The following is a 22,822-nucleotide window of genomic DNA, read 5'->3' as shown; positions in this document are numbered from 1 at the left end:
ATTTTCCACTATGCTCCTTTATAAAAAAAACATGCATACGACGTCACCCCCAGATTGAGTAGCGCTACCCTTTATATAGGTAAGCGACCACTAACCACATCTAGGCAGATTTCGCTTAGATCGGTAATGTCTCTTTCCACTGCCAGGGCAACAGCGTGTTGAGGTCATCATCGTCTAGGGTGGGCAGTGTCGCGAAGACATACTGCAAGTAGTCGTAAGGCGAGAGACCATTGGCTTTGGCGGTTTCGATCAGGCTGTAGATCGCCGCGCTGGCATGAGCACCGCTCGGAGTATGGCTGAACAGCCAGTTTTTACGGCCGATTACGAACGGACGGATGGCGTTCTCCGCCGGATTGTTGTCCAGTGGGATCAGCCCATCGTCCAGGAACCGGGTCAGCCGGGGCCACTGGTTATCCAGGTAGTGCAAGGCTTTACCCAGCGCACTCCTGGGCAGCACCTGCATCAATGACTTGTCGAGCCAGGTGCGGAGTTGATCGATCAGTGGGCGACTCTTCTGTTCACGCAGCGCGTAACGCGCGTCGGGCTCAAGGGCCTTCGCCTGTTTTTCCACGCCGTACAGCTTCTGGATCTGGTTCAGCGCCCAGTCCGCTTTGCCGGTTTTGCCTTTGGGCTGCACCTTCTGGGCCTCGACGAACTTACGTCGGGCATGCGCCCAGCAGCCCGCATGGGTGAGCCCATTGCGACGCACGACCTCGGCGTAGCCTTCATAGCCATCGGTGATCAAGCGGCCTGCATAGTTGCCCAGTAAGCGAACGGGCACTCGCCCCGCACGGCTGGCGTCATAATCGAACAAGACGACCTGCTGACCGGGTGGCCCACCTCGTTGCACCCACATATACGACGTCGCACTAGCGGCACGATCTGCTTCTTGATTGACCTGGAGTGTGGTCTCATCCATATGGAACAGAGGAGCGGTCAGCAGATGCTGGCGTAATGTCTCGATCAGCGGAGCTATGCGTTCTCCCGCCTGTACCATCCAGCGTGCCAGGGTGTTGCGGGGGATCTCAGCACCGTGGCGGGCAAATACCTGGCTATGCCGATAAAGCGGTAGCGCGTCCTGGTACTTGGCGGTCGCGACATAGGCGAGCAGCGTGGCGCTGGCATTACTCTTGGGCAACAGCTTGGCAGGCGCCGGGGCGATCTTAACGCCCTCTTCGCACGCCGGGCAGGCATATTGGTGTCGCACATGGCGGATCACCTCGATCCGGGCAGGACGACAACGCGGTGGCACGGGAAAACCCTGCACGATTAACCGATTTTCCCACGCCATCAGGTCGGCTAACGTCACGGCTTGCGCTTCAGCATACGCGCTTAACGGCATCTACAACGCGGCGGCATAAGACAGGTGCCCTAACCAAAATGCTTGAGTGGAATTGAGGTCGCGACTCATGATGATCTCCAATGCTAAGGAGACTACCAGTGTGATCAGCCAACATTAATGTGGGTAGATGGGTTTTATGGCCCGCTTACTTATATAGAAATAATACAGCTGGCTCCAGGTTCGCCATCTTTAGAGAATACTCAAGCTCACTGGCTAGCCTTCTGGGGGCAGGCAAAAATAGTGTGTATAGCTGGAAAACCAACACTATCCCCAGCTATACAGCGACAATTACTTGGTAGGCAGACGGCAACTATTGTGGCCAGCTATCAAAGCTTAATGGTCGGGTCACCAAAGCCTTGAGGTACATAGAGGTTGTGCTTTCCAAGATTTTTGACATTTGTTTCCCCACAAAGCGCCATAGAGATATCCAGTTCTTTATGGATGATTTCGAGTGCCTTCGTCACGCCTGCCTCACCTTCAGCACCTAACCCATAGGTGAAAGCTCTGCCGATATAGGTACCCGTGGCTCCAAGAGCTAGGGCCTTCAGCACATCCTGGCCGGAGCGAATTCCTGAATCGAGGTGAACTTCTACATCATCACCTACAGCGTCCATAATCGCTGGTAGCATGCGAATAGAGCTAACGGCACCATCCAACTGACGACCGCCGTGATTTGAGACAACTATGGCATCGGCGCCTATCTCGACGGCCCTCCGAGCATCCTCAGGCTCCATAATGCCCTTAACAATCAGCTTACCTCCCCACCACTCCTTGAATTGGGCTATACGACTCCAATCCAGCGAGGCGTCAAACGCTTCCGCTGTCCAAGAGGAAATAGAAGAAGGGTCGGTAACCCCTTTTGCATGACCTACGATATTTCCGAAGGAACGACGTTTGGTACGTAGCATCTCCAGGCCCCAGGGGACCTTGGTGGCCATGTTGGCTATCGAGCGCGCGGTCATCTTAGGAGGGGCCGAAAGTCCGTTCTTAAGGTCCTTGTGACGTTGGCCGAGCACCTGCAAATCGACCGTGATGACAATCGCTGAACAGTTGACTGCTTTGGCACGCTCGAAAAGACGACGCATGAAATCGTCATCCTTGAGCGTGTATACCTGGAACCAGAACGGCTTTGTCGTATGCTCAGCCACGTCTTCGATCGAACAGATCGACATAGTAGATAGCGTAAAGGGCACACCGAACGCCTCGGCAGCCCGTGCCGCCTTAATCTCACCGTCGGCAGACTGCATTCCCGTAAGCCCAACAGGTGCCAGCGCCACTGGCATTGCCACATCTTCGCCGATCATTTGACTACGCGTGGAGCGCCCAGACATGTCAACTGCAACACGCTGTTTGAAATGTATATTATTGAAATCAGTTGTATTTTCTCGGAATGTTTGTTCTGTCCAACTCCCGGATTCAACATAGTCATAGAACATTTTAGGGGTGCGCCGTTCATAGCGCTGTCGAAGATCTTCAATATTGGTGTAGGTCGGCATGTTCGCTCCGGAGTCAGGTACTGCCATGGTTATTGTTCACATTATTTATTTACTGCCACCTAAAGGTTATTCAGGTTGGCTTTGGTCGAATCAAACAGGTTCAATACTGGTCATAACTATTTGATTTTCATTTACATACCCCTGTGGATATCTAACAGCAATTCGACTACGGCCTGTGGTGATGTGATCATTGCATCGTGCCCGGCATCTATTTCCAGGTAGCTCCAGCCTAGTTGCTTCTTGGCAATAGCACGGGAAGCGGCGAGCGGTTCGTAATCCGGTTTAACAGCGACATAGGTTGATGGCAAACCATTGCCAATAAGTCCGTTCAACCGGCACGTATCTTCGTAGGTGGAAACCGGGTGTGGCGTGCAGTTGGCTTCGACCCAAGCCTTGTCCGCAGGATCGGTTATGCCGAAAGCGCTTGCGTCAGGAACCGGCATTGAGAGGCTATTGGAAAATTGAGCGGCTTGTTGGCGTCGCTCAGCAGCGATGTTGGGAGGCAAAATTGAGAAGGCGCTGTCACCATCCTCTAAAATCATTGCGTCCAGATATACTAGGTGGCGGATGCGGGAAGGGATTCGCTCTGCAGCGCCAGTGATGCCAATACCACCAAAGCTGTGCCCGACCAGAATAACGTCATGGAGATCTTCACCCTCAATGAGATCTACCAAATCCTGAATAAACGTGTCCAGCGTTATGTCTTGTGACATCAAATTTGCTCGGGCACCGAGCCCAGGTAGTGTCGGCGTCAATACACGGTGGCCGCTAGCCGCAAGGGTTTCCATCACTCGCTTCCAACACCAGCCGCCATGCCAGGCTCCATGTAACAGGACGAAAACCCCTTTACGGTTGTTTTGTTTAATACCATTCAACGTACTGCACTCCGGGCATTGGTGGGCTAACCTGCGTTCTGCTTATCCAATGATGCTAAGGCCACATTCGCCAAAAACACGATTCCATGAGGAATGATGCTGTCATTGAAATCGTATTTCTGGCTGTGAAGGCCGTGAGTATGATCCTTGTCGCCCGCTCCTAGGTGAACATAGGCACCAGGACGTTCCACGAGCATGTAAGAGAAGTCCTCGCTGGCCATGCTAGGCTTATAGTTCTGCTGAAGCGCATCTTCTCCAAAGCAACTTCTTATCACGCCCCTTGCCGTTTTGACGGCATCGGCTTCGTTGACAGTAGCAAGGAATTTATTGTCTATGATCAGGTCGATCTTAATTTCATAATAATGCTCGAGGCTATCGCAGACGCGCTTCAGAGCACCTCTGACGATATCACCGGCCTCCTCATCAATGGCGCGAATCGTACCGGTCATGGTGGCAGTATGGGGGATCACATTGAATCCGCTCATACTGCCGGCTTGAATTGCGCATATACTCAAAACTGCAGGACTCAGCGGGTCGATTTCCCTCGACACGATGGTATGCGCCTTATTGATTAGTTCAGCAGCGATCCGGATCGGATCGATACACCCGTGCGGATTGAGGCCACCGTGACCGCCACGGCCATTAATAGTTATATCGAATTTGTCCCCGCTCGCCATGATGGGTCCCTCGAGTAGGCCGAACTTGCCAACAGGAAGATCCGGCCAGTTATGCAGACCATAAATCTCGTTAATAGGAAACCGCTCGAACAGGCCATCATTAATCATCGCCTTTCCGCCACCGACACCCTCCTCCGCCGGCTGAAATACAAAGTAGACGGTCCCTGAAAAATCATTGTTGGCCTGCAGATGCTCTATAGCACCTAAGAGCATTGTGCTGTGTCCATCGTGTCCGCAGGCGTGCATGCAGCCAGGATTTGCTGAGGAATGCTGAACCCCACTGTGCTCTTCAAGCGGCAGCGCGTCCATATCAGCTCGCAGACCAACACTGGCCATCCGGTGGTTGTCTCCAGTTCCGACTACCTTGGCTACGATACCCGTTCCGCCAACACTACCGACGTACTCGACGCCTAGTGCTTCTAGGTGCGCAGCAATCTTGCGAGAAGTTTCATGCTCCGCAAAACCCAATTCAGGCCACCTGTGGAGATCCTGCCGAAACCGAATCAGTTCGTTAAGGTTGTTAATTTTGGTAATCATAGGTTCACCTTTCCGACACAGCGCAGGTGCATACAACACACCCGTTCACCGAGGATAAAGAAAATTTTAAAAGTGACTCATAACTAAAGCGAGAGCGGACAGTTCTGAAAATATCAAGAAAAATATTCAGGAATGAACATCGCTATAGAGGGAATAAACAATACCAATGCGTAAGCCGCAATCATGACCAATAATACGTACAAAACATCAGGGAATGTTTCTTCAATACGTATGGCGCTAATCTTTGCTGCAGTAAATAAACCCACTGCAAGTGGAGGAGTTACACCGCCAATTGCTAAATTCATCATCATCAAAACACCAAAATGAACAGGGTTAAGACCAATGCTGAGTGCAATTGGAACCAGAATAGGGGTCATGATGATTATGGTCGCAATAGTCTCCATAAATGTTCCCATAATCAAAAGCATAAGACTAATGAGAATCAATTGAAGAATATGATTATCTGTTAAATTGGAAAGAAGATCAGATAAGGCATTGGGAATTTGCTCAATTGCCATTATCCATCCAAATGGATTAGCTGTCGCGATTATAAAAAGAATTACAGCGCTGGTAATAGCAGAAGAAGTAACTGCTCCAACCAAATCTTTCAGCTTAAGCTCACGATATACAATAAAAGCAAGAATAAAAGCATAAACAACTGCGACGACTGCTGATTCTGTGGGCGTAAAAATACCCGTCATTACACCACCGAGAATAATAATAGGCAATAATAATGGAAGAACCGCTTTACGGGCAGATATGCCAAGTTCCCTAAGCTCAAAGCCGCCCCCCTGACCACCATAGTTTCGTCGCCTCGAGATGCAAACACCGTAGATAATGAGCATAACGGCCGTTAGTAAACCAGGCAAAATACCTGCAAGAAAAAGCGCTCCAATTGACACTCCAGCACTCACACCATAAACGACCATAGCCATACTGGGCGGTATTACCATCCCTAGTACGCCGCCACCGGCTACAAGCGAGGCAGAGAAGCCTTTGCCATAACCTTTCCTAGTCATTTCCGGCTGGACGATTGAACCAACTGCAGCCACGGTGGCAACACCTGACCCAGATATAGAACCAAAAAAAGCGGTGGATGCGACTGCGACACCTGCCAGCCCTCCCCGCATAAAACCGAATAGCGCGTTAGCAAGGCGCATCAATCGGGGAGTTGTCCCATATTTCATTAACTCACCTGCTAACATAAACAGCGGCAACGCAAGAAGAGGAAATGAATCCACCCCCGAAATCATTCTTAAAGCGATGACGTTAGGAGACAATGGGCCTTCTACAAGGAACAAGAAGAGCATCGAGGCAATACCAATAGCGAAGCCAACTGGCATCCCTAAAATCAATAGTATTCCTAGGAAAATGAAAAGCAGCATTATGTACCTCCAACTTACTTATTAATCGTTATTATTCAATTTCAGAGGCCAGAGGCTCATTCCTTACCAGCTGATATATATCTTTTAATAAGTAAATTATCATTAAAATACCGGCCACTGGCAATATCATATGCATAATCCCCATAGGGATGCGCATTCCCGGGCTAAGCGTATTCATTGTATAGCTTAAAGCTGCTATTACATAATAAGAAATGAACGCTAGAAAAACGACGCATAAAGCTTTATTAAAAATAAGAATCAGCCTCTTTACACCCCAAGGAAACCGATTAATAAAGAAATCAATTTTTGTGTGAGATCCATCTTTCATTCCTAGAGATGCTCCAAGGAAAGCGATCCATACCATCGCGAAACGCGCAAATTCTTCAGCCCATGAAATTGAAGAATCAAATAAAAACCTCAGGACAACCTGACTAAAAACTGCAACAACCATTGCAATAAAAATAAAGAATGTCATACGAGAAACAATGTATTCAATTCCAGTGAAGATATTTTTTAACATGTCTTTTATCCTTATTTGCATGCTAGAAAAAATAAAAACGATCGCTTTATAAATCGGCTACGCTTTACTTCTAGTAAGGAATGAGGGAAGCGTAAGCTTCTTACTTATTTTTATATCAATTTTCTATATAAAAATAATTTTTCGAGGCAACAAAAGTAACTGGATGGATCCTCGCCAGAATAACTGTAGAACCCATCCAGAAAAGTTTTAGCTCTCAGTATTTGCCTTATCGATAAGCTGAATCAGATCATCCCCGTTTTCTTCACTAAATGATTCCCATAGCGGGAGCACGATCTCTTTAAACTGCTCCGTGTTGATAGTATTAATCTGCATGCCACTTTCTTCAAGTTCAGCAAGCAGTGTTTCATTCTGCTCAGCAATCATGTTTCGCTGCTCTACTTTGAGCTCTTGGCCGGTCTCTCTTAGAATGTCCTGCTGCTCAGATGTGAGCTTTGCCATGGCAGCTGGACTAGCAGTCAGAACAGCAGAATTGTAGATATGACCAGATAAAGACAAATAGTCTTGGACTTCATCGAAATTATTGGCATGTATTAGTGAAATTGGGTTTTCCTGACCGCCAACAGTGCCCTGCTGCAGTGCCGTGAAAAGTTCATTAAACCCCATAGGGATTGCACTGGCTCCAAGCAGTTCAAACATTTCTAGGCGGATTGGTATTTCTGCGCTTCTGAAACGAATGCCGCTCATGTCTTCCGGTTCAACAATAGGACGGACACTGTTGGTGAAATGTCGAAGTCCATTTTCCCAATAAGAAAGTGCGACAAACCCCTCCTCTTCAAGAATATCTGTGACCGCGTCTCCGTATTCACCATCATATGCCCTTTGCGCATGGTCACTATCAGCGAAAATGAACGGTAATTCCTCAACGCCTAAGCGCGGATTAATATTCTGGAAATTCGAGACACCGTACAATAGGGCCATGTCTAAATTACCCGCTTGCAGTTGTTGAATCTCGTCCGCTTCACTACCAAGTACACCGCCATGGTGCACGTTAATTTTCACTTCACCATTGGTTCGCTCTTCAACCAACTCTGCTAATTTTTCAGCGTGAATTCCTCCAGGATGTGAATCAGGGAACACATGCGCAAGCGATAATGTAGCACCTTGCGCTGCCGCACTACCGGCGCCTACGGTCAGAATGGCTGTAACCAGAGCTGAAATCGGAAGTTTCAAATTATTCATGTTATACCTCTCTATTTTGTTGTTTTAAAAGCTTTACTGTTTGAATGAACTAGCTAGTTCACTAAATCCGTGCATAATAACCACTTTATCTGCACCTGTAACCATTGTAGTAATACCTCTTTCTTGCCAACGAGGTAGCATCTTTTCTACGCCCTCCCTATTTGCCTCAAAATCGACTCCATAAAATTCTTTACCATTTTTTACTGCTAATTGAGCTGCTTCATCAAACGTCTTACTAATATCGGGGTGGCTAACATTACCAGGAATTCCCATTGATACCGAAAGATCAAAAGGTCCAATCATTAATCCATCCACCCCTGTCGTCCCGATTATTTCTTCAAGGCTTTCCGCACCCTGCTTACTTTCGACAAGAGCAATTAACTGGGTTTGTTTGTTCATTCTTTCTGAGAACGTGACCCAGTCTTTGACAGTGTGCTCGCCAGCTCGGATAAAGGGGCAAGCGCCTCTATTACCTAATGGCGCATATTTAGCGGCTTCAACCGCAAAACGTGCATCATCTGCTGAAGAAATGCCCGGCACCAAAACAGCACTTGCGCCCAGATCTAGCGCTTTCATGATTAATACAGAACAATTCTCTTGAACGCGAACCACGCTCTGAAGACCTTTGGCTTCACCCGCACGCATGAGTGATTCGAGTCCTGGGAAATCGATATTTCCGTGCTCCATGTCGTAAATAGCAAAATCAAAACCACTAATCGCAATGCACTCAACAATATCTGCATTATTGATCTGGACCCAAGTTCCTATTCTTATTTTCTTTACCGGCTCGGTCATAACATCACCGTAATAATTTGAGAGAATTATTCATTCACCCGCGTGGCTTTTAGTCCTGTAAATAACCAGCTCACGCTTGTGTCAAAGTGTTTGTCAATGTGCCGATCCCGGTGATGGATACGGTCATCGTGTCACCAGGAACAACCGTGCCAACGCCGTGCGGGGTACCAGTGAGGATTATGTCGCCTGGAAGAAGGGTCATTTGCTTTGAAATGTAACTAACTATTTCGTCAACATTAAAGATAAGTTGGTTCAAATTTGATTTTTGTTTCAAAGAACCATTTACCCTCAGCTCTATTTCTGCATCATTTTCATTAATCGTTTTCACGATTCCGGGGCCGATTGGACAAAAGGTATCAAACGACTTTCCACGCGCCCATTGGCCGTCCGACAGCTGTAAATCGCGGGCAGTGAAGTCATTTGCGCATGAATAGCCAAAAATATATTTATTCGAATCTTTTGTATCAATATTTTTAGCTTCTTGGCCAATTACAATTGCCAGCTCACCTTCATAATCTAAGCGTGTACTTTGAGGAGGAGCAATAATTTTTTCACCGTCACCAATCACGGAAGTTGATGGTTTCAGGAACAATAATGGCTCTGTTGGCATTTCCATGTTCATTTCTTTTGCGTGGTCTTTGTAATTTAAGCCGACGCATACCACTTTTGAAGGCTGGCAGGGAGCAAGAATAGTCACATCCTTCACCAACACCGTTTCAGAAGTAGGCTCTCCCCCCGCAAGCATCTCTCTATCAAGCAGAGCTATTTTCTCGTCTTTCAAGAAACCTTCTTTTATTTTATTTTTATATTCGAATCGTATATACATTTTTCAATTCCTGTTTTTTAAATTTTCAATTATTAGCATGTGATTTAAACGCTCATCAATATCCATCAAATGAGCCTCCATTTCTTTCTCCGCTAGTGCAGCATCGTTCTGCGCCAAAGCTTGGTAAATCCTTCGATGATAAGCAGCCGATTCATCCATTACTCCTTTATCATATGCCACTTGCGTTTGCACTTTGAATAACAAAAAAATAATTGAATTATATAAGCTGTTTAGAACACTATTTCTTGAAAAAAGGGCTATTGAACGGTGGAATTCAATATCAGAAGCAACGAAATCATCCATGGATTCTGTTTTAGCTGCTTGTTCCATAAGAACGATATACTTTTCAAGCAACTCAAGCTCATTTTTATTAATCTCTTTCGCTGCCAGTGTGACCATCGACTTTTCAAGGGCTAAGCGTGCTGCAATGATGTCACTATAACTACTGTCTTCGAGCAGAATTTTTAACGTCAGAGTTTCCTCAATGATATTGAGAAAATCTGTGGTCACCACTGTGCGCGCGTTAGTGCGATGCAGTAGGCCTTGTAAGGAAAGTATTTTTAGTGCTTCTCTAATTGACGCTCTACTAACTTCAAACCGCTGTGCCAATTCCCTTTCCCCTGGAAGCTTGTCACCCTTACTCAGTTCGCCGTCTATTATCATTCTTTTAATTTGTGCCACAACAAAGTCACTTAAGCTTTGTTTTTTTAAAGGTTTAATTTCCATGCTCTATGACTGACCTTAATCAGAATAATCAAAAAATAAGCCTGCACTTTAGAGTAATTCGTTAGCCCTTCTATGTGGATTGATGGTCAGACCACGCATCCACTTTTGAAAGACTAGTTATGATTTTTGAGAACGTCAAGAATTTTTTCGGATGTATATGTCAACGAATGTAAATACTAGTTTTCGCTTAACGCATTGGCCAGCGAGGCGTTTGAGATTCTCCCCCGTTGGGTGTGCAATCCGGTTCTAAATTTAAGCCATGGTAGCCCCTTTATTTCAAAAGGAGGCGCGTGGCGAGGGTCATTAGGAGCACATCTCTAGGCGTGATTAATAGATGGTCGTTTTCTCCGCGCAAGGTGTCTTCGACGGTCTCAATAACTAAGTACAACATCTCACCAATTAGGTAGGGTGTTGCCATGACTCACGGTTATCGCCATCTTTCTGCGGAATACCGAGTCGGCATCATATTGATGCAGGGTTATCACTCCATTCGTATCGTCGCGCGTCAGTTAGGACACGCACCTAGTACCGTTTCACGAGAAATAGCACGCCACACGGTCAGGCCTGACATGGCGTATGACGCCCGTCTTGCTGGCTACCGAGCCCGACTGACCCGCTGTCGACCTCTCGTTGCCCGAAGCTGAACCACGATGGTGAGTTATTCGGACGGGTGGCCTATCTGCTGCGCAAGCACTAGCTCACCAGAGCAAAGAGCACACACTGAAGCGTATTTTTCCTGGTTACACTGACCACAAAGTCCCACGCGAAGCCATCTACAACGCGCTCTACCTCATTCCGCGCAGCTCGCTCAAGAAGGAGCTAGTCGCCCGGGTAAAGGTAAACGGCGCCCTCGCCGACTTGTTAAGAAGAGGCGACAATAGATTCCAGACCTAGTCAGCATCCGCCTGCGACATCCTAAAATCGAAGACCGCCTGATGCTTGGAAATGGCGCGCTAACTATCGTTCTGCCATCGGCACAATGGTGGAGCGCACGACGCGTTTAGTGATTCTGGTAAAAGTAGATGGCACCACTGCGACGGACACCGGCTTCAGTGACAAGCTTACGCGTTCACTGCGCCTGCTCATGACTGATGACCAGTACAAAGAGATAATGAAGCATGTCGAGATCACTCAGAAGACCAGTGCAGCGGTTTACTTTGCTGCCCAGCATAGCCCATGGCAGCGAGGTTCCAACCGATGGCCGGCCCCTCAACACCGCTGTTGAGGCAGGACCTGCCGAAGAAGGGTACGGATCTGTCGATCTACAGTCAGGAAGAGCTCGAAGAGATGGCCAACTCACTGAATTTACAACCACGCAAGTCGCTGGACGTCTACGCCGAGGGGCTCAAGATACCCGTCGCCGGTTTAAGCACTTTTTAATAACGTGTGCCTGGAAGTTGAGACCGCCTTCCTCAGAGTATGATGAGACATGCTCGCCCCAAGTGTTGCTAGCCCGAATTTCTCACGGGGTACAAAAGAAAGCGGCTGAAAGTGTTAACGTTTCCAGGCCTTACACCAAAAACCAACACCAACCGCTGCTTCCAAAATGGTACCTGAAAAACTGACCTTCTCGCCACTCTCACGCCGGCAAATTGAAGCCGATTTTTTCCGGCGGCCACATTACCCCCGATGCCGGATTGCTCCTGCTACGGGAGGTCGATAAACAACATCGTCTGACGCACCGCTTGGCCTCCGTGATTAATGAACCCCGAGCACCGGAACAGGTTCGTCACAAACTCGATATCATGATCCCTCAGCGGGTTTTTGGCGTGGCCGCTGGTTACGAAGATTTCAGCGACCATGAGACCCTACGCTATGATCAGGCACTTGCACAATCAACGTCGCTCAATGTCACATTAATTTATTTCTAAAGGTTTTATATGAATTCTGCATTCGATGATAAAGGAAAAGGAGCAGTACAAGCCTATTGGAATGCTCTTTCGCGGTTGAAAGTAGTATGGATGGATGTATTCGGAACAGAACTGTGGATCGAGCAAAGCAAAGCTAAAGATGCGTTCCAAGAGGCTGTTGCGAAAGTTAGTGATGCGCTAGCTAACAATCCAAAGGAGACTGAAAATTTGATGAGCTCCAGGCATTGTTGCGGGGTCAGGGAATAACGGTAAATATTGATGACCGCAGGCTACCAGGCCTGGTTCTAAGTGGTATCAGCCTGAAAGCAACGCTGCGGGATGATCAGAATAGGACTGTGGAGGCACTTGCCGACCACGATACCGGAATACTTCATGCGCCGACCGCGTTCGGTAAAACCGTAACGGCCATTGGCCTTATAGCCAAGTGGCAGGTCAACACATTGATCCTCACTCACAGTCGCCAGTTATTAGATCAATGGAAGGAGCGCCTGGAAACCTTTATGGAGGGTATCTCCGTGGGTGTGATAGGCGGTGGGAAAAAGAAACCTATCGGTCAGATCGACGTTGCCACCTACCAAAGCCTAATCAATAAGAAAGACAATACGGTCTCCAGCGTGGTTAGAGAATACGGCCAGATCATCATCGATGAATGCCACCATATCTCAGCCCCTCGCTACGAGATGCTTCTTAATGAAGTCAGCGCTCGCTACGTCGTCGGCCTGACCGCAACGCCTGACCGCCAGGATGGGCACCAAAAGATCATGTTGATGGTTGCAGGGCCCGTTCGTCACAAAGTTCGGGCGGAACACAGCTCCCAGTTTGTTCAGCGCGTCATCGTTCGGGAGCGTCATGAAATCCCACCTACCGATATCTATCAGTCTTGTGAACGCCCTCATTTAGCCTCAGTTTACCACTGGCTTGCACAGAACAACGCCCGGAATCAGGACATTGTTCAGGATGTAGCAAGCTGCGTGAACAACCAGGCAAACTGCCTTCTACTAACGGAACGACGAGAGCACGCAGAGACACTGGCAGCACTGCTGGCCGCTGAATCCATAACGTCGGTTGTGTTGCGTGGTGGAATGCGTGTCAGAGAACGTCAGGCGGCGGAAGCGCAGTTACATAAGGCTAAGGTTATCGTTGCAACCGGCAAATACATCGGAGAAGGTTTTGACTTGCCTCGGTTAGACACGTTGTTTTTAGCCCTGCCCATCGCCTGGAAAGGAACGCTGTCGCAGTACGCTGGTAGGATCCACCGAGCGGTAGAAGGTAAACAGGAAGTCACTGTCTATGACTACCTTGATACTGGACTGCCAATGCTTGAACGCATGTACCGAAAACGAGAGAAAGGCTACAGGGCAATGGGATATCAGTTGGCCTCTTCCGGGCAAACTAGGTTGCTATAGACGTTGAGAAATGTAGAAAAAACCTGGCAGCTTAGTAATGCTTTTTTACCGTTTACCATAATAATCACTACTAACCTGACACACTAGATCAGAAAATATATGATCGACGCCCGGTTGAAGAGCGCTATCGACATTCTCGCTTATATGACGATAATCAAAGTATCAATATGATAATAAAAGGGCTTAATTGATGAATTTTGCACAGCAAAATAAGAGATAATGGTGATCAAACAACCTATAAGGCTTCTACTCCTGGATTCATAGAATAACCGCAGCACTTTGGATCACACAGTAGAGGAAGGATGATCTTACCCAGCAACAGTGGACACTGGTTTAAGCGATCATTCGGGCTTCAAAGGCCTCTGGGCTGATCATCCCAATAGCACTGTGCCGCCGTTGTTTGTTGTAGTCCAGTTCGACGTACTCAAACACCTGGCGCCTCATATCGTTTCGCGTTGTAAATTGCTCCCCATGGATCGCTTCAACCTTGAGGCTGTGGAAGAAGCTTTCGGCACAGGCATTATCATAGCAGTTGCCTTTGGCGCTCATGCTGCACGTAAGCTCATGCCGGGTAAGCAGCGATTGGTAACGCGTGGAACAGTACTGACTACCTCGATCCGAATGGACTATCACGCCTTTGGGCATTTTGCGTCTCCATAGCGCCATCTGTAGCGCGTCACAGACAAGATCGGCCGTCATACGCTCACTCATTGCCCAACCGACCACTTTACGAGAGTAAAGATCAATGAGCACTGCCAGGTAAAGCCAGCCTTCGCCCGTCGCCAAGTAGGTAATGTCACCCACCCACTTTTGATTAGGAGCTGAGGCCGTGAAGTTTTGTTCTAGTAGATTCGGTGCGACTGGCAGCGAATGCCGTGAGTTCGTGGTGGCCTTGAACTTACGAGCTGCTTTAGCGCGCAGGCCCTGACGCTGTAAGCTGGCAGCCACCGTCTTACGGTTGATCGGCATCCCATCATCTCGCAGGTCTAGCGTTAGTCTCGGGGCGCCTGAGCGGCCTTTGCGTTGGTGATAAGCCTTGGCCACATGCTGATCGATAATGGCTTGCTGGCTGCGTTTTGGGGACGATGCGCCTTCGCGTTGCCGCCAAGCGTAGTAGCCACTCCGAGCGACCCCGACAACATGGCACATACGCTGAATACTGAACGCCTGACGATGACGGTGGATAAAGGCGTACTTCACTTCAGGCTTTTCGCAAAGTACACCGCGGCCTTTTTTGTGATGGCCAGCTCTTCATTTGCCTCGGCTAGTTGGCGCTTCAAGCGGGCGTTTTCTTCTGCCAACGACCGCTCTCGCTCGGATGTGTCTTGCTGCAGCTGTGCTTTAGATCGCCACTGATAGAGCTGACTCGCGTGTATTCCCAGCTCACGCGCCGCTGCTGCAACGCCAATGCGATCCGCAAGCGCTAAGGCTTCTTGCCGGTAGGCATCTGAGTAACGGGTATATGATTTTTTCTTCATTGATGTTGTCGATCTTGCCATGGTTCACCTCATCGTAACGTATGACGTTCTTGAGGTGTCCACCGTTACTGGGCAGGATCAGGAGAGCCAGCGCCGGTACCCTCTCGACTTTACCGACCAAAGTGAAGCAGAGCATGGGATACCGACAGCTGACCCAAGCCCAACGATACCAAATTTTTGCTTATCTTGAGACCGGCCTCAGCCAGCGCCAAATAGCCAAGGCTATTGGGGTGCACAGCAGCACCATTAGCCGGGAGATAAAGCGAAATGGGCTTACGACTGGCTATGCGCCTGAGCAGGCACAATCGAGAAGTGATCAGCGCCGACGCAGCGCCTGGAAAGTGACAAAGCGCCTGCCAAGCCTGATTCGCTGGGTCACTGGTCAATTGATGGACGAATGGAGCCCCCAGCAAATAAGTGGCTTCATGGCGAATGCCAATGGGGTTTGCGTAAGCCATCAGTGGATCTATGCGCTAATCTGGGACGACAAGCAACACGGCGGTGAATTATGGAAACGACTCCGGTTACCACGCCAGCGGCGCTATCAGCGCCAATTGGCCAAGCATGCGGGATTGGGCAAGATCCCACACCGGGTAGGCATTGAACAGCGCCCCGATGACGTGAATGAAAGGCGCCATATCGGCCATTGGGAAGGCGATACGGTACTCAAGGGCCACAAAGAATCTGGCCTGGTAACCCTGGTCGAGAGACGCAGCGGTTACCTCTTGGCGGCGCGCCTGCCGGCGATCACGGCCACTGGAACGGCCAAGGCGATGACCCGGTTATTAGAACCACGTCGAGGAGCAGTGCAGACCATCACCCTAGATAACGGTTCGGAATTCGCCGAGCACCGACAGGTTGCTAAGGCCGTCTCGGCCAAGACCTATTTTTGTGACCCGTACCGCTCATGCCAGCGTGGTACCAATGAAAATACCAATGGCCTGATTCGCCAATATTTCCCGAAAGGGACGGACTTCCGGAAGGTGAGCGACTCAGCACTGAGGAGAGTCGTTGCCAAGTTGAACAACCGCCCCAGAAAACGCTTGGGGTATCGGACACCGGCACAAGTGTTCCTGGGAGAGTATTCAGGGGCACTGAAAACCGCGGGTGCTGCGCTTAATGTTTGAATTCAGGCTTAAAAATTGCCATACAGTCTTCATCAACGCTTAGGGCGCTTAATTTTTTTGTTTGAAAACCTCATAGCCTCCAGCAGCTAATGTAGCGATCATGATAAACAAAATCGGCGAAATACCTTCCCAAATTTGAGAAATGCCAGCCATTGTTTCACTTCAAAATAATGCCACGATTGGTAAGATTATAGCAGCCAAAACATTAGCGCTCCGCACGTGCCAAATGAGCATCTAATCAGCACTTCATACAATGGCGACCCCGGTGATTTTCAAACCACGCTCCCTAGCACTCTGTTTCAACAATTTTTTTTCTTTTCACCGACCTAGCAAGCAACAGTAGCTCATTCTCCTCGAACGTTTTTTAAGATTTTGCCAAGCGACAATATCATTGTCATCAGCCACTGCCTTTTCACACTGATGAAGCAGCTCATCGAGCGTATAGCTGGATGACTTAAGGCTTCCCGCTCATTCTCATGGCCAAAAGCAACAACATCTACCTCACTGGTAACGTTGCCTCGCAATGATCTAGGAGCATTACAAGAAACCCGTAACCTTGGCAGCCTGAGCTAGGTATACAACCGGATTAGAAATTAGTGACTCCATCAGGTTAAGCAACTGATTGAGCCCACCTCAGGGTTTTAGGCGACTCTGAGTAATATCTAACCGACGACCAACTGTCAACGCTGCTGGTTTCACAAGCCTGCTAACGAGCTAAATAAGTTTTCGAGCTGAAAAGTTCTGGAAGCGCTCCAATGGGTTCAACAAACAGCAATTAAGCGTGAATAACGTTCGATTTTAGAATGAATAGCTAATTCTCTAGTTATAAAACTCTGAGAACGCTTGTTGATTTACGTTGAATAACCATGATTAGGCCGATTGAGTAAAGTTTATCTTGGGCTATGCTTAGAAAATACAAAGTGAGGAAGGTGGGGACGCGGATGCGTGTGATGCTGCAATGTCTGCTGAGCGGTTGTCTCTTTTTGACAACAACGCTGTTGGCTTCCGCCGATCCTGTCCTGGTACAGGCCGAGGAGGTAGGCCAGGGCGTTCTTCGGGTACGCAGTGGTGAGTGCTTTGCCATCGTGCCGGAGCATGTGATTGGCTTCGGCCTGGGGCTCAAAGTGATGTCTGCGGATCGTGTCTGGGCGCAGGCGTCGCTTGAGACGACTTTCGGCGACGACATCGCGGTGATTCGTGTGGCCTCGCAAGGCAAGATTACTTGCGGTACGGGCTGGCCGATAATCGATAACCTCGATGCTACTCTGACCGAGGCCGTTTCACACAGCCGCCAGGGTTCGATTCTACGGGTGCGTGAGACGGGCGGCATAGTTTCTTATCCTGTGTTCTTTACTGGGTTAGATGATCGTCATGTAGAAGTGAAGACGGTTGATCAGGGCGACGAAGCCTTCAAGGGAGTCAGTGGTTCGCAGCTACTGTTGGACGGCATGCCGGTCGGCATGGTGCTTACGACCGATGATGGCGTGGTAAGGGCCTATCGACATGATGCCCTCAGCCATCTTCTGACTCGCTTCTTCCAGACTTCCGGTCCGAGTCAGCTACCGCCATCCCACCTGCCTGTGGAACCCCATGGCGGGGCGGCCATTATCACGGCACGTACGGCCATCCGCGGGGAGCCTAGCCAGTGGTCCCCCGTGGTGCGTTGGCTGAGCGTGGGTCAGAGCGTCGAAATAACCGGAAAGGTGACAGGGCTGCCATGGTGGCAAACCCGTGAAGGCTATGTGCGAGTGCGCAACACCACCGCGCGCTGACAACAACAATCAAACCTGCGGGAGAGGTTCTTATGAAACATGTTCGCGCTTACTGGGTAGGCCTAGTCTTAGCATTAGCCAGTACCCCCTTGATGGCGTTAGATCTTGCCAGCCTTGAGGCGGCCCAGGAGCGGGCTGGCATTATTGATCGAGTGCGCAATCTGCTTGCCGACGACAGTGCCTCGGTGCGAATGGCAGTGTTCGAAGAGGTGATGAAGGGTGAGGATTCACTACTGCGCAACATAGCCATGGAGACGGCACTGAGTAGCGATGATGAGCGGCTGCAGACCGCAGGGCTGCGTCAGCTGATTAACAGCCGAGACTTCTTGGTCGTCGAAATCGTCGAGCCAACTCAGGCTAGTCAAGCCCAAGCTTATACTTACAACTTATACCGTGAGCTCATCCTTACCGAGTTGAAGATAAATACTGCTACTGACGAGATTACTGGAAGCTTCCGAACGGCTTCCGTGAGAAATAACAACTTTGTGGGCCAGCTGACTCGCGGAGGATTACGAATTGAACTGAAAAGCCACACTCGCAATAGCACTCCTCAATACAGTTGTGCACTAGCATTAAATGAGCTTTCCGGTGTTGAGTTAGCCGGCGTGCTGAACTGTGCCATAGGAAGTCCGCACATGGGGGAGGATTTTGCTGACGGTAAGAGTGCCAGCTTGCCAGCCCGGATCCGTTTGTCATGAATGCGTGGTGGGGAATAGGGATAAGTCTGCTGCTCAATAGCCTGGCGTATGCCCAGCCGCTTCCCGAGCGGGAGGTAACAGCCCGTATGGTGGATGAGGGATTCTCTTCCACCGTACCAATATCGGGAAGGCCGCTCGCGGGGGCCATGTTCGAGCACCGCGGCAAACCCAATGGTAAGGAACTTTTTGTCTGGGTGCCGCAGGGTATGGATATCGAGAATGCTGAGCTGTGCCTGTCCTTGTTGGCAAGAGATGGGCGTTACACTGGGCTATTGAGGGCGCCCTTAGTAGCAGGCGAGACGCCTTTTCTGCTTCACGTAACATTCGAAAGCCGAGAGCCGGCCTTCTATGCTGAGGATCGTTCGGATGTGCTGACAGCACTGGCCGAAGTCAAACAGAATTGTGCCCCCGGGCACCCGGCTCAGCATATTCTGCCTGTTTCCTGGGAGCGGCCAGAGGAAGACCAAAAATTGGCCGTCATGATTAACAGCAGCCGTATGCAAACCTTTCTTGTCGTTCCTTACGAGGGCAAAGCACCGCAAGCCATTGAATGCGATATTATACCTGATCCTCAGCGTATTGCCTTCGACCGACAATGCTTGGTCGATATTAGTGAGCTTCGTGAACACGGTGAACCGCAATTCGGCCAGACTGAGCTAGTTCGTCTTAGGGGCCCCAACCGCGCCCCACCAGTCCCTTTCCCCTTAGCGCCATGAAACAACCTAGACGGCTCCCCTCCGTTAATCGCTTGATTGCTGCATTGACGGTGATATGGCATTCAAGAACACGACACTTAGGCCGCCAAGCCGCTGGATTGATTCTTACTTTTGTACTACTTCCCGGCGTGATCTATCTGCTGGCCGAGGCGCTACGCAAGCCCAGCACTTTCCATATCGCCGCAGACACGGAGATACTGGATATGGTCACGACGGGGGTTAGTGCTACACGGTGGTACATCGAGCAGGGGGACGTCATGCAGGGTGCTGCGGATCCCCTGGGAGAAAGTCCCATTGAGTCTTATGCATTCAGCGGCCTAGTGGAGATTGGCCCTAGGGCGAATGTGCAAATGGTGCGCTACGGCAGCGGTCCGTTGCAGGTCACGCTGCAGGAGTATGAGCCTGGGGGGTTAGAAACTCCTGGGTCATTGTTCGAAACGCAAAATAGCGCCCCGCAAGGAGAGGAGAAAGAAGTTTCTCGTGTTATTCCAGTAATCACGCTGGAAAACGTGTTGTCCGAAAATGCGACCTGGCATTGGGCAAATTCCGCTTCCCTCGAAGTTCGCATTGAAGAGCTTCCCTTCAGTGGCAGCTTACTGGCAGTCGGTGCCATTGGTAGCGAGACTTATGCGGCCACCATGGGCGAGCCACCTCCAGTCCTACGAGCAGGCCGTGTGGTAGTGATGGAGAAACGGTTGCTCTCGGATCTCCGCTACCCCGTGATGGAGCTTGATCTGCAACTAGGTGATGAAGTATGGGTAATGAATGCCGAAGGCCATCCAGCCGATACGGCCTGCGTATTCTCTGTGGCGGGGCTAAATACGGCGGGTATTGAAGTTGCTTGCCACGCCACCGGCAAGACGTTGAAGGTTAGTCGATTCGGTGGGCATCTTGTGGAAATGGAGCCGGGGCCATGGGACATAATCCTTGCTGAACCTACACTCCAGGCAATGCTACCGCTGCTCTTCTCGATGATTTACGTGGCACTGCAATGGTTACTAGGATTTATTTTCCCTCGCCAAAAACCTCGTTCCAATGAAACTTTGGAACATTAATAAGTACCTATCCATATATAACATTTATCGTAAGCAATAACTTACGCCCACCCGCGGCTTCCACAACCGCTTATGTGAACAACCAGGCAAACTGTCTTCTCCTTTCGGAACGACGAGAGCATGCTGAGACACTGGCAGCACTGTTGGCCGCTGAATCCATAACGTCGGTTGTGTTGCGTGGTGGGATGCGTGTCAGAGAACGTCAGGCGGTGGAAGCGCAGTTACATAAGGCTCAGGTTATCGTTGCAACCGGTAAATACATCGGAGAAGGTTTTGACTTGCCGCGGTTAGACACGTTGTTTTTAGCCCTGCCCATCGCCTGGAAAGGAACGCTGTCGCAGTACGCTGGCAGGATCCACCGAGCGGTTGAAGACAAACAGGAAGTCACTGTTTATGGCTACCTTGATACTGGACTGCCCATGCTTGAACGCTTGTTCCGAAAACGTGAGAAAGGCTACAAAGCCATGGGGTACCAGTTTACCGCTTCAGGGCAAACCAAGCTGCTTTAGACGTTGAGGGCACAGTTAGACCCTGGACAACTAATCAAGCGATGCCTTGGTGACGCTCTTTCTGAGCCCAGCTTTCAAGATTTTCTGCCAGCACACCTTTATCCCCCACCAGACTGTTGGCGAGTTACTGCTTGAACATTTCGTCAGGGTTGCTAGCAAAAAGTATATCGCGTGACCAGACTTTCAGTTGGCCATGATCAACTTGTTCGATCCGATTCTCCGCCCAGTGCGGGACTTCACCAAATTTGAAGCTAAACTGCGCCCGAAGATTATCGCGAGCTTCATCGAGACAGCCTTCAGAACCGCTCCTGTTGAGCCCAGTTCTCTAAGTCCCCTGCCAACATATCTTTATCCTCCACCAAGCTATTGAGCTGATCCAGATTGATTTCAGCTTCAAGCCACTGCAGATGTCGCTTCAGTCAGCGGGTGATAAACCAATAAACCCGATCGCCTGAATGATTGCCCACAGGCGACCGTAAACCTTGGCTCAATGACCTTCTGCTTGAGTTGCTCGCAAAAAAATACGCCACGTGGTGCATCATATTGCGATCCACTGATGGCTAATGCACAAACACGGCGCGCTGAGCTGGTCACTCTCAGGCAGCAACCTCTTTCTCGTCTTCAATCTCTAGTTCGAGATGGAAGTGAGCCGGCCCTGTCAGGTTGACCAAGGCATCAAGGCTGAACTTGTTAATGCGACCGTTCAGCAGATCATTGAGGCGCGGCTGAGTAATTCCTAATCGGTCGGCTGCTTCTTTCTGAGTAAGGTTCCACTCCCTCACACGGCCAGCAATTTTTGCCATGAGCTCGGAACGGAGCCTCATATTCAACGCTTCCTCAGGCGTATCCTCAATGGCATCCCACACACTGTTGTAATACTCGATGGCCATTATCTCACCTCACTTAGTAACAGGACTCAGGGCAGCTCTTTGTATCGCTGTTTGCCCAAATTGATGTCTTTTTGGGACGTCTTTTGGGTTTTCTTCTGGAAGCAGTGGAGAATAAATACCACATCACCTCGATTGGCCACGTAAAAAACCCGAAAGACACCGTTATTTTCTCGAACACGGATTTCCATCACACCAGAGCCAACGCTTGGCATCGGACGAAAATCGTCTGACTGACCTCCAGACTGAATTTTGTCTATCTGAAACCCCGCTTCTCTCTTGGCATCCAGAGGGAAGTCGCGCAGCCTATCCTTAGAGTCTCCGACGAATGCAACAGGTTTCTTGCGCGCCACGCTGACTCCTCAATTTTCATAATGCTTATATCAATACCGATATAATAGACTCATAAATCAAATGGCTCAAGCTTGATGTCGAAAACTACGAGGTGCCAATGCTCCATTAGGTTCCGTTTATCCATGAATCACGTCTATCGTTAGCCTTGGTCTTACCCAGCAACAGTGGCGACATCAGACCGCCCGACGAGGGAAAGCCGCGAGTTGTTTCATGCCACACAAGGACTTCGACAGCTGTGGCTGTAAGGGTTACGCCTACCATAAAGCCGACGTCATGCTCCTCGACCTTTCTCCCAAAGCCAACTGTTAACTTACACTAACGGAAACATCGCAAATAGAAGCCGAAGCAAAACTCAGCACCGGCTGATGGCCACTGTCGACCAGTTCAATCGTGAGTTAGGACAAGGGACAATACAGCTAGGGTTGCCACGGGCAGGCAATGCCTGGGCATTACGTTCTGAACACCGGACTCCGAGCTACACCACTCGATGGGAAGAGCTGCCGCATGTACGCTAATCACGCGTACGGAAGCTATAGTTGCTAAATTAGGAAATAGCATTAAAAACTGCGT

At 49.5% G+C, this 22,822-nt stretch carries 21 protein-coding genes and 4 pseudogenes; 12 read left to right on the top strand and 13 right to left on the bottom strand.

What is annotated here, in order from left to right; all coding sequences use genetic code 11:
- Nucleotides 1–115: 115 nt before the first annotated feature.
- From tnpC to ACXUPB_RS01855, 10 genes and pseudogenes are all read right to left on the bottom strand, one after another.
- Nucleotides 116–1,234, bottom strand: a pseudogene (gene tnpC, locus ACXUPB_RS01900) (IS66 family transposase); the annotation flags it as partial.
- Between the two features lie 434 nt (nucleotides 1,235–1,668).
- Entirely contained in the window at nucleotides 1,669–2,838 is a 1,170-nt protein-coding gene (locus ACXUPB_RS01895) for an alpha-hydroxy acid oxidase (protein WP_176304510.1), read from the bottom strand.
- Between the two features lie 131 nt (nucleotides 2,839–2,969).
- Complete coding sequence (locus tag ACXUPB_RS01890; protein WP_217908942.1) at nucleotides 2,970–3,713, bottom strand: alpha/beta fold hydrolase; 744 nt, start codon at nucleotides 3,711–3,713, stop codon at nucleotides 2,970–2,972.
- A gap of 26 nt (nucleotides 3,714–3,739) precedes the next feature.
- Nucleotides 3,740–4,927: an amidohydrolase gene (locus ACXUPB_RS01885; protein ID WP_176304511.1), complete on the bottom strand. Its 1,188-nt coding sequence runs from the start codon at nucleotides 4,925–4,927 to the stop codon at nucleotides 3,740–3,742.
- A 113-nt stretch (nucleotides 4,928–5,040) separates the two neighbouring features.
- Nucleotides 5,041–6,312, bottom strand: coding sequence for a TRAP transporter large permease (locus ACXUPB_RS01880; RefSeq protein ID WP_176304512.1), 1,272 nt, complete (start codon nucleotides 6,310–6,312; stop codon nucleotides 5,041–5,043).
- Between the two features lie 31 nt (nucleotides 6,313–6,343).
- A complete protein-coding gene (locus ACXUPB_RS01875; RefSeq protein WP_176304513.1) occupies nucleotides 6,344–6,832 on the bottom strand; it encodes a TRAP transporter small permease in 489 nt (162 codons plus the stop codon).
- 207 nt (nucleotides 6,833–7,039) lie between these two features.
- Nucleotides 7,040–8,032: a DctP family TRAP transporter solute-binding subunit gene (locus tag ACXUPB_RS01870; protein WP_176304514.1), complete on the bottom strand. Its 993-nt coding sequence runs from the start codon at nucleotides 8,030–8,032 to the stop codon at nucleotides 7,040–7,042.
- A gap of 33 nt (nucleotides 8,033–8,065) precedes the next feature.
- Nucleotides 8,066–8,827, bottom strand: a complete 762-nt coding sequence (locus ACXUPB_RS01865) for an HpcH/HpaI aldolase family protein (RefSeq protein WP_176304515.1) — start codon at nucleotides 8,825–8,827, stop codon at nucleotides 8,066–8,068.
- 70 nt (nucleotides 8,828–8,897) lie between these two features.
- Nucleotides 8,898–9,653: a fumarylacetoacetate hydrolase family protein gene (locus ACXUPB_RS01860; RefSeq protein WP_176304516.1), complete on the bottom strand. Its 756-nt coding sequence runs from the start codon at nucleotides 9,651–9,653 to the stop codon at nucleotides 8,898–8,900.
- Nucleotides 9,654–9,656: 3 nt separating this feature from the next.
- Complete coding sequence (locus ACXUPB_RS01855) at nucleotides 9,657–10,379, bottom strand: FadR/GntR family transcriptional regulator (protein WP_176304517.1); 723 nt, start codon at nucleotides 10,377–10,379, stop codon at nucleotides 9,657–9,659.
- Between the two features lie 416 nt (nucleotides 10,380–10,795).
- On the opposite strand from ACXUPB_RS01855, the pseudogene ACXUPB_RS01850 reads away from it, so the two are divergent.
- From ACXUPB_RS01850 to ACXUPB_RS01830, 5 genes and pseudogenes are all read left to right on the top strand, one after another.
- Nucleotides 10,796–11,759 (top strand): annotated as a pseudogene (locus tag ACXUPB_RS01850) (IS30 family transposase).
- 166 nt (nucleotides 11,760–11,925) lie between these two features.
- Nucleotides 11,926–12,220, top strand: a pseudogene (locus ACXUPB_RS01845) (transposase); the annotation flags it as partial.
- A 39-nt stretch (nucleotides 12,221–12,259) separates the two neighbouring features.
- Nucleotides 12,260–12,496, top strand: a complete 237-nt coding sequence (locus ACXUPB_RS01840; protein WP_176304518.1) for a hypothetical protein — start codon at nucleotides 12,260–12,262, stop codon at nucleotides 12,494–12,496.
- Nucleotides 12,475–13,005: pseudogene (locus ACXUPB_RS01835) on the top strand (DEAD/DEAH box helicase); the annotation flags it as partial. The gene ACXUPB_RS01840 and the pseudogene ACXUPB_RS01835, both read left to right, overlap by 22 nt.
- 6 nt (nucleotides 13,006–13,011) lie before the next feature.
- Nucleotides 13,012–13,656 (top strand): DEAD/DEAH box helicase, encoded by a 645-nt coding sequence (locus ACXUPB_RS01830; RefSeq protein ID WP_472956661.1) that lies wholly within the window; start codon nucleotides 13,012–13,014, stop codon nucleotides 13,654–13,656.
- 333 nt (nucleotides 13,657–13,989) lie between these two features.
- Here the strand turns inward: ACXUPB_RS01830 and ACXUPB_RS01825 are convergent.
- A protein-coding gene (locus ACXUPB_RS01825; RefSeq protein ID WP_101146503.1) for an IS3 family transposase occupies nucleotides 13,990–15,155 on the bottom strand; the annotation gives its coding sequence in 2 pieces (ribosomal slippage) (nucleotides 13,990–14,894 and nucleotides 14,894–15,155; 1,167 coding nt in all).
- Nucleotides 15,156–15,268: 113 nt separating this feature from the next.
- On the opposite strand from ACXUPB_RS01825, the gene ACXUPB_RS01820 reads away from it, so the two are divergent.
- The 6 genes from ACXUPB_RS01820 to ACXUPB_RS01795 all read left to right on the top strand — a co-directional run bounded on the left by ACXUPB_RS01820 (nucleotide 15,269) and on the right by ACXUPB_RS01795 (nucleotide 21,011).
- The gene (locus ACXUPB_RS01820; RefSeq protein WP_472955090.1) at nucleotides 15,269–16,261 is read left to right on the top strand and encodes an IS30 family transposase; all 993 of its coding nucleotides are present in this window, start codon (nucleotides 15,269–15,271) and stop codon (nucleotides 16,259–16,261) included.
- A gap of 950 nt (nucleotides 16,262–17,211) precedes the next feature.
- Complete coding sequence (locus tag ACXUPB_RS01815) at nucleotides 17,212–18,033, top strand: SH3 domain-containing protein (protein WP_472955088.1); 822 nt, start codon at nucleotides 17,212–17,214, stop codon at nucleotides 18,031–18,033.
- 32 nt (nucleotides 18,034–18,065) lie between these two features.
- A complete protein-coding gene (locus ACXUPB_RS01810) occupies nucleotides 18,066–18,731 on the top strand; it encodes a hypothetical protein (protein ID WP_176304520.1) in 666 nt (221 codons plus the stop codon).
- Complete coding sequence (locus tag ACXUPB_RS01805; RefSeq protein ID WP_176304521.1) at nucleotides 18,728–19,447, top strand: hypothetical protein; 720 nt, start codon at nucleotides 18,728–18,730, stop codon at nucleotides 19,445–19,447. Before ACXUPB_RS01810 ends, ACXUPB_RS01805 begins: the two co-directional genes overlap by 4 nt.
- Entirely contained in the window at nucleotides 19,444–20,502 is a 1,059-nt protein-coding gene (locus ACXUPB_RS01800; protein WP_176304522.1) for a hypothetical protein, read from the top strand. Before ACXUPB_RS01805 ends, ACXUPB_RS01800 begins: the two co-directional genes overlap by 4 nt.
- A 74-nt stretch (nucleotides 20,503–20,576) precedes the next feature.
- Nucleotides 20,577–21,011 carry a DEAD/DEAH box helicase gene (locus ACXUPB_RS01795; RefSeq protein WP_340162506.1) on the top strand — a complete coding sequence of 145 codons (435 nt, stop codon included), beginning with the start codon at nucleotides 20,577–20,579 and terminating at the stop codon, nucleotides 21,009–21,011.
- 596 nt (nucleotides 21,012–21,607) lie between these two features.
- Here ACXUPB_RS01795 and ACXUPB_RS01790 read toward each other — a convergent pair.
- Nucleotides 21,608–21,901, bottom strand: coding sequence for a helix-turn-helix domain-containing protein (locus tag ACXUPB_RS01790; protein ID WP_176304523.1), 294 nt, complete (start codon nucleotides 21,899–21,901; stop codon nucleotides 21,608–21,610).
- A 26-nt stretch (nucleotides 21,902–21,927) separates the two neighbouring features.
- Entirely contained in the window at nucleotides 21,928–22,251 is a 324-nt protein-coding gene (locus ACXUPB_RS01785; protein WP_176304524.1) for a type II toxin-antitoxin system RelE/ParE family toxin, read from the bottom strand.
- A gap of 366 nt (nucleotides 22,252–22,617) precedes the next feature.
- Between ACXUPB_RS01785 and ACXUPB_RS01780 the strand changes: the two genes are divergently transcribed.
- A complete protein-coding gene (locus tag ACXUPB_RS01780; RefSeq protein ID WP_176304525.1) occupies nucleotides 22,618–22,767 on the top strand; it encodes a DUF4113 domain-containing protein in 150 nt (49 codons plus the stop codon).
- Nucleotides 22,768–22,822: the final 55 nt, after the last annotated feature.

The organism is Vreelandella sp. DA03-1M (genome assembly GCF_055725665.1).
Note: the sequence above shows the minus strand (reverse complement) of the source record. Positions and strands in the feature narration are given on the sequence as shown.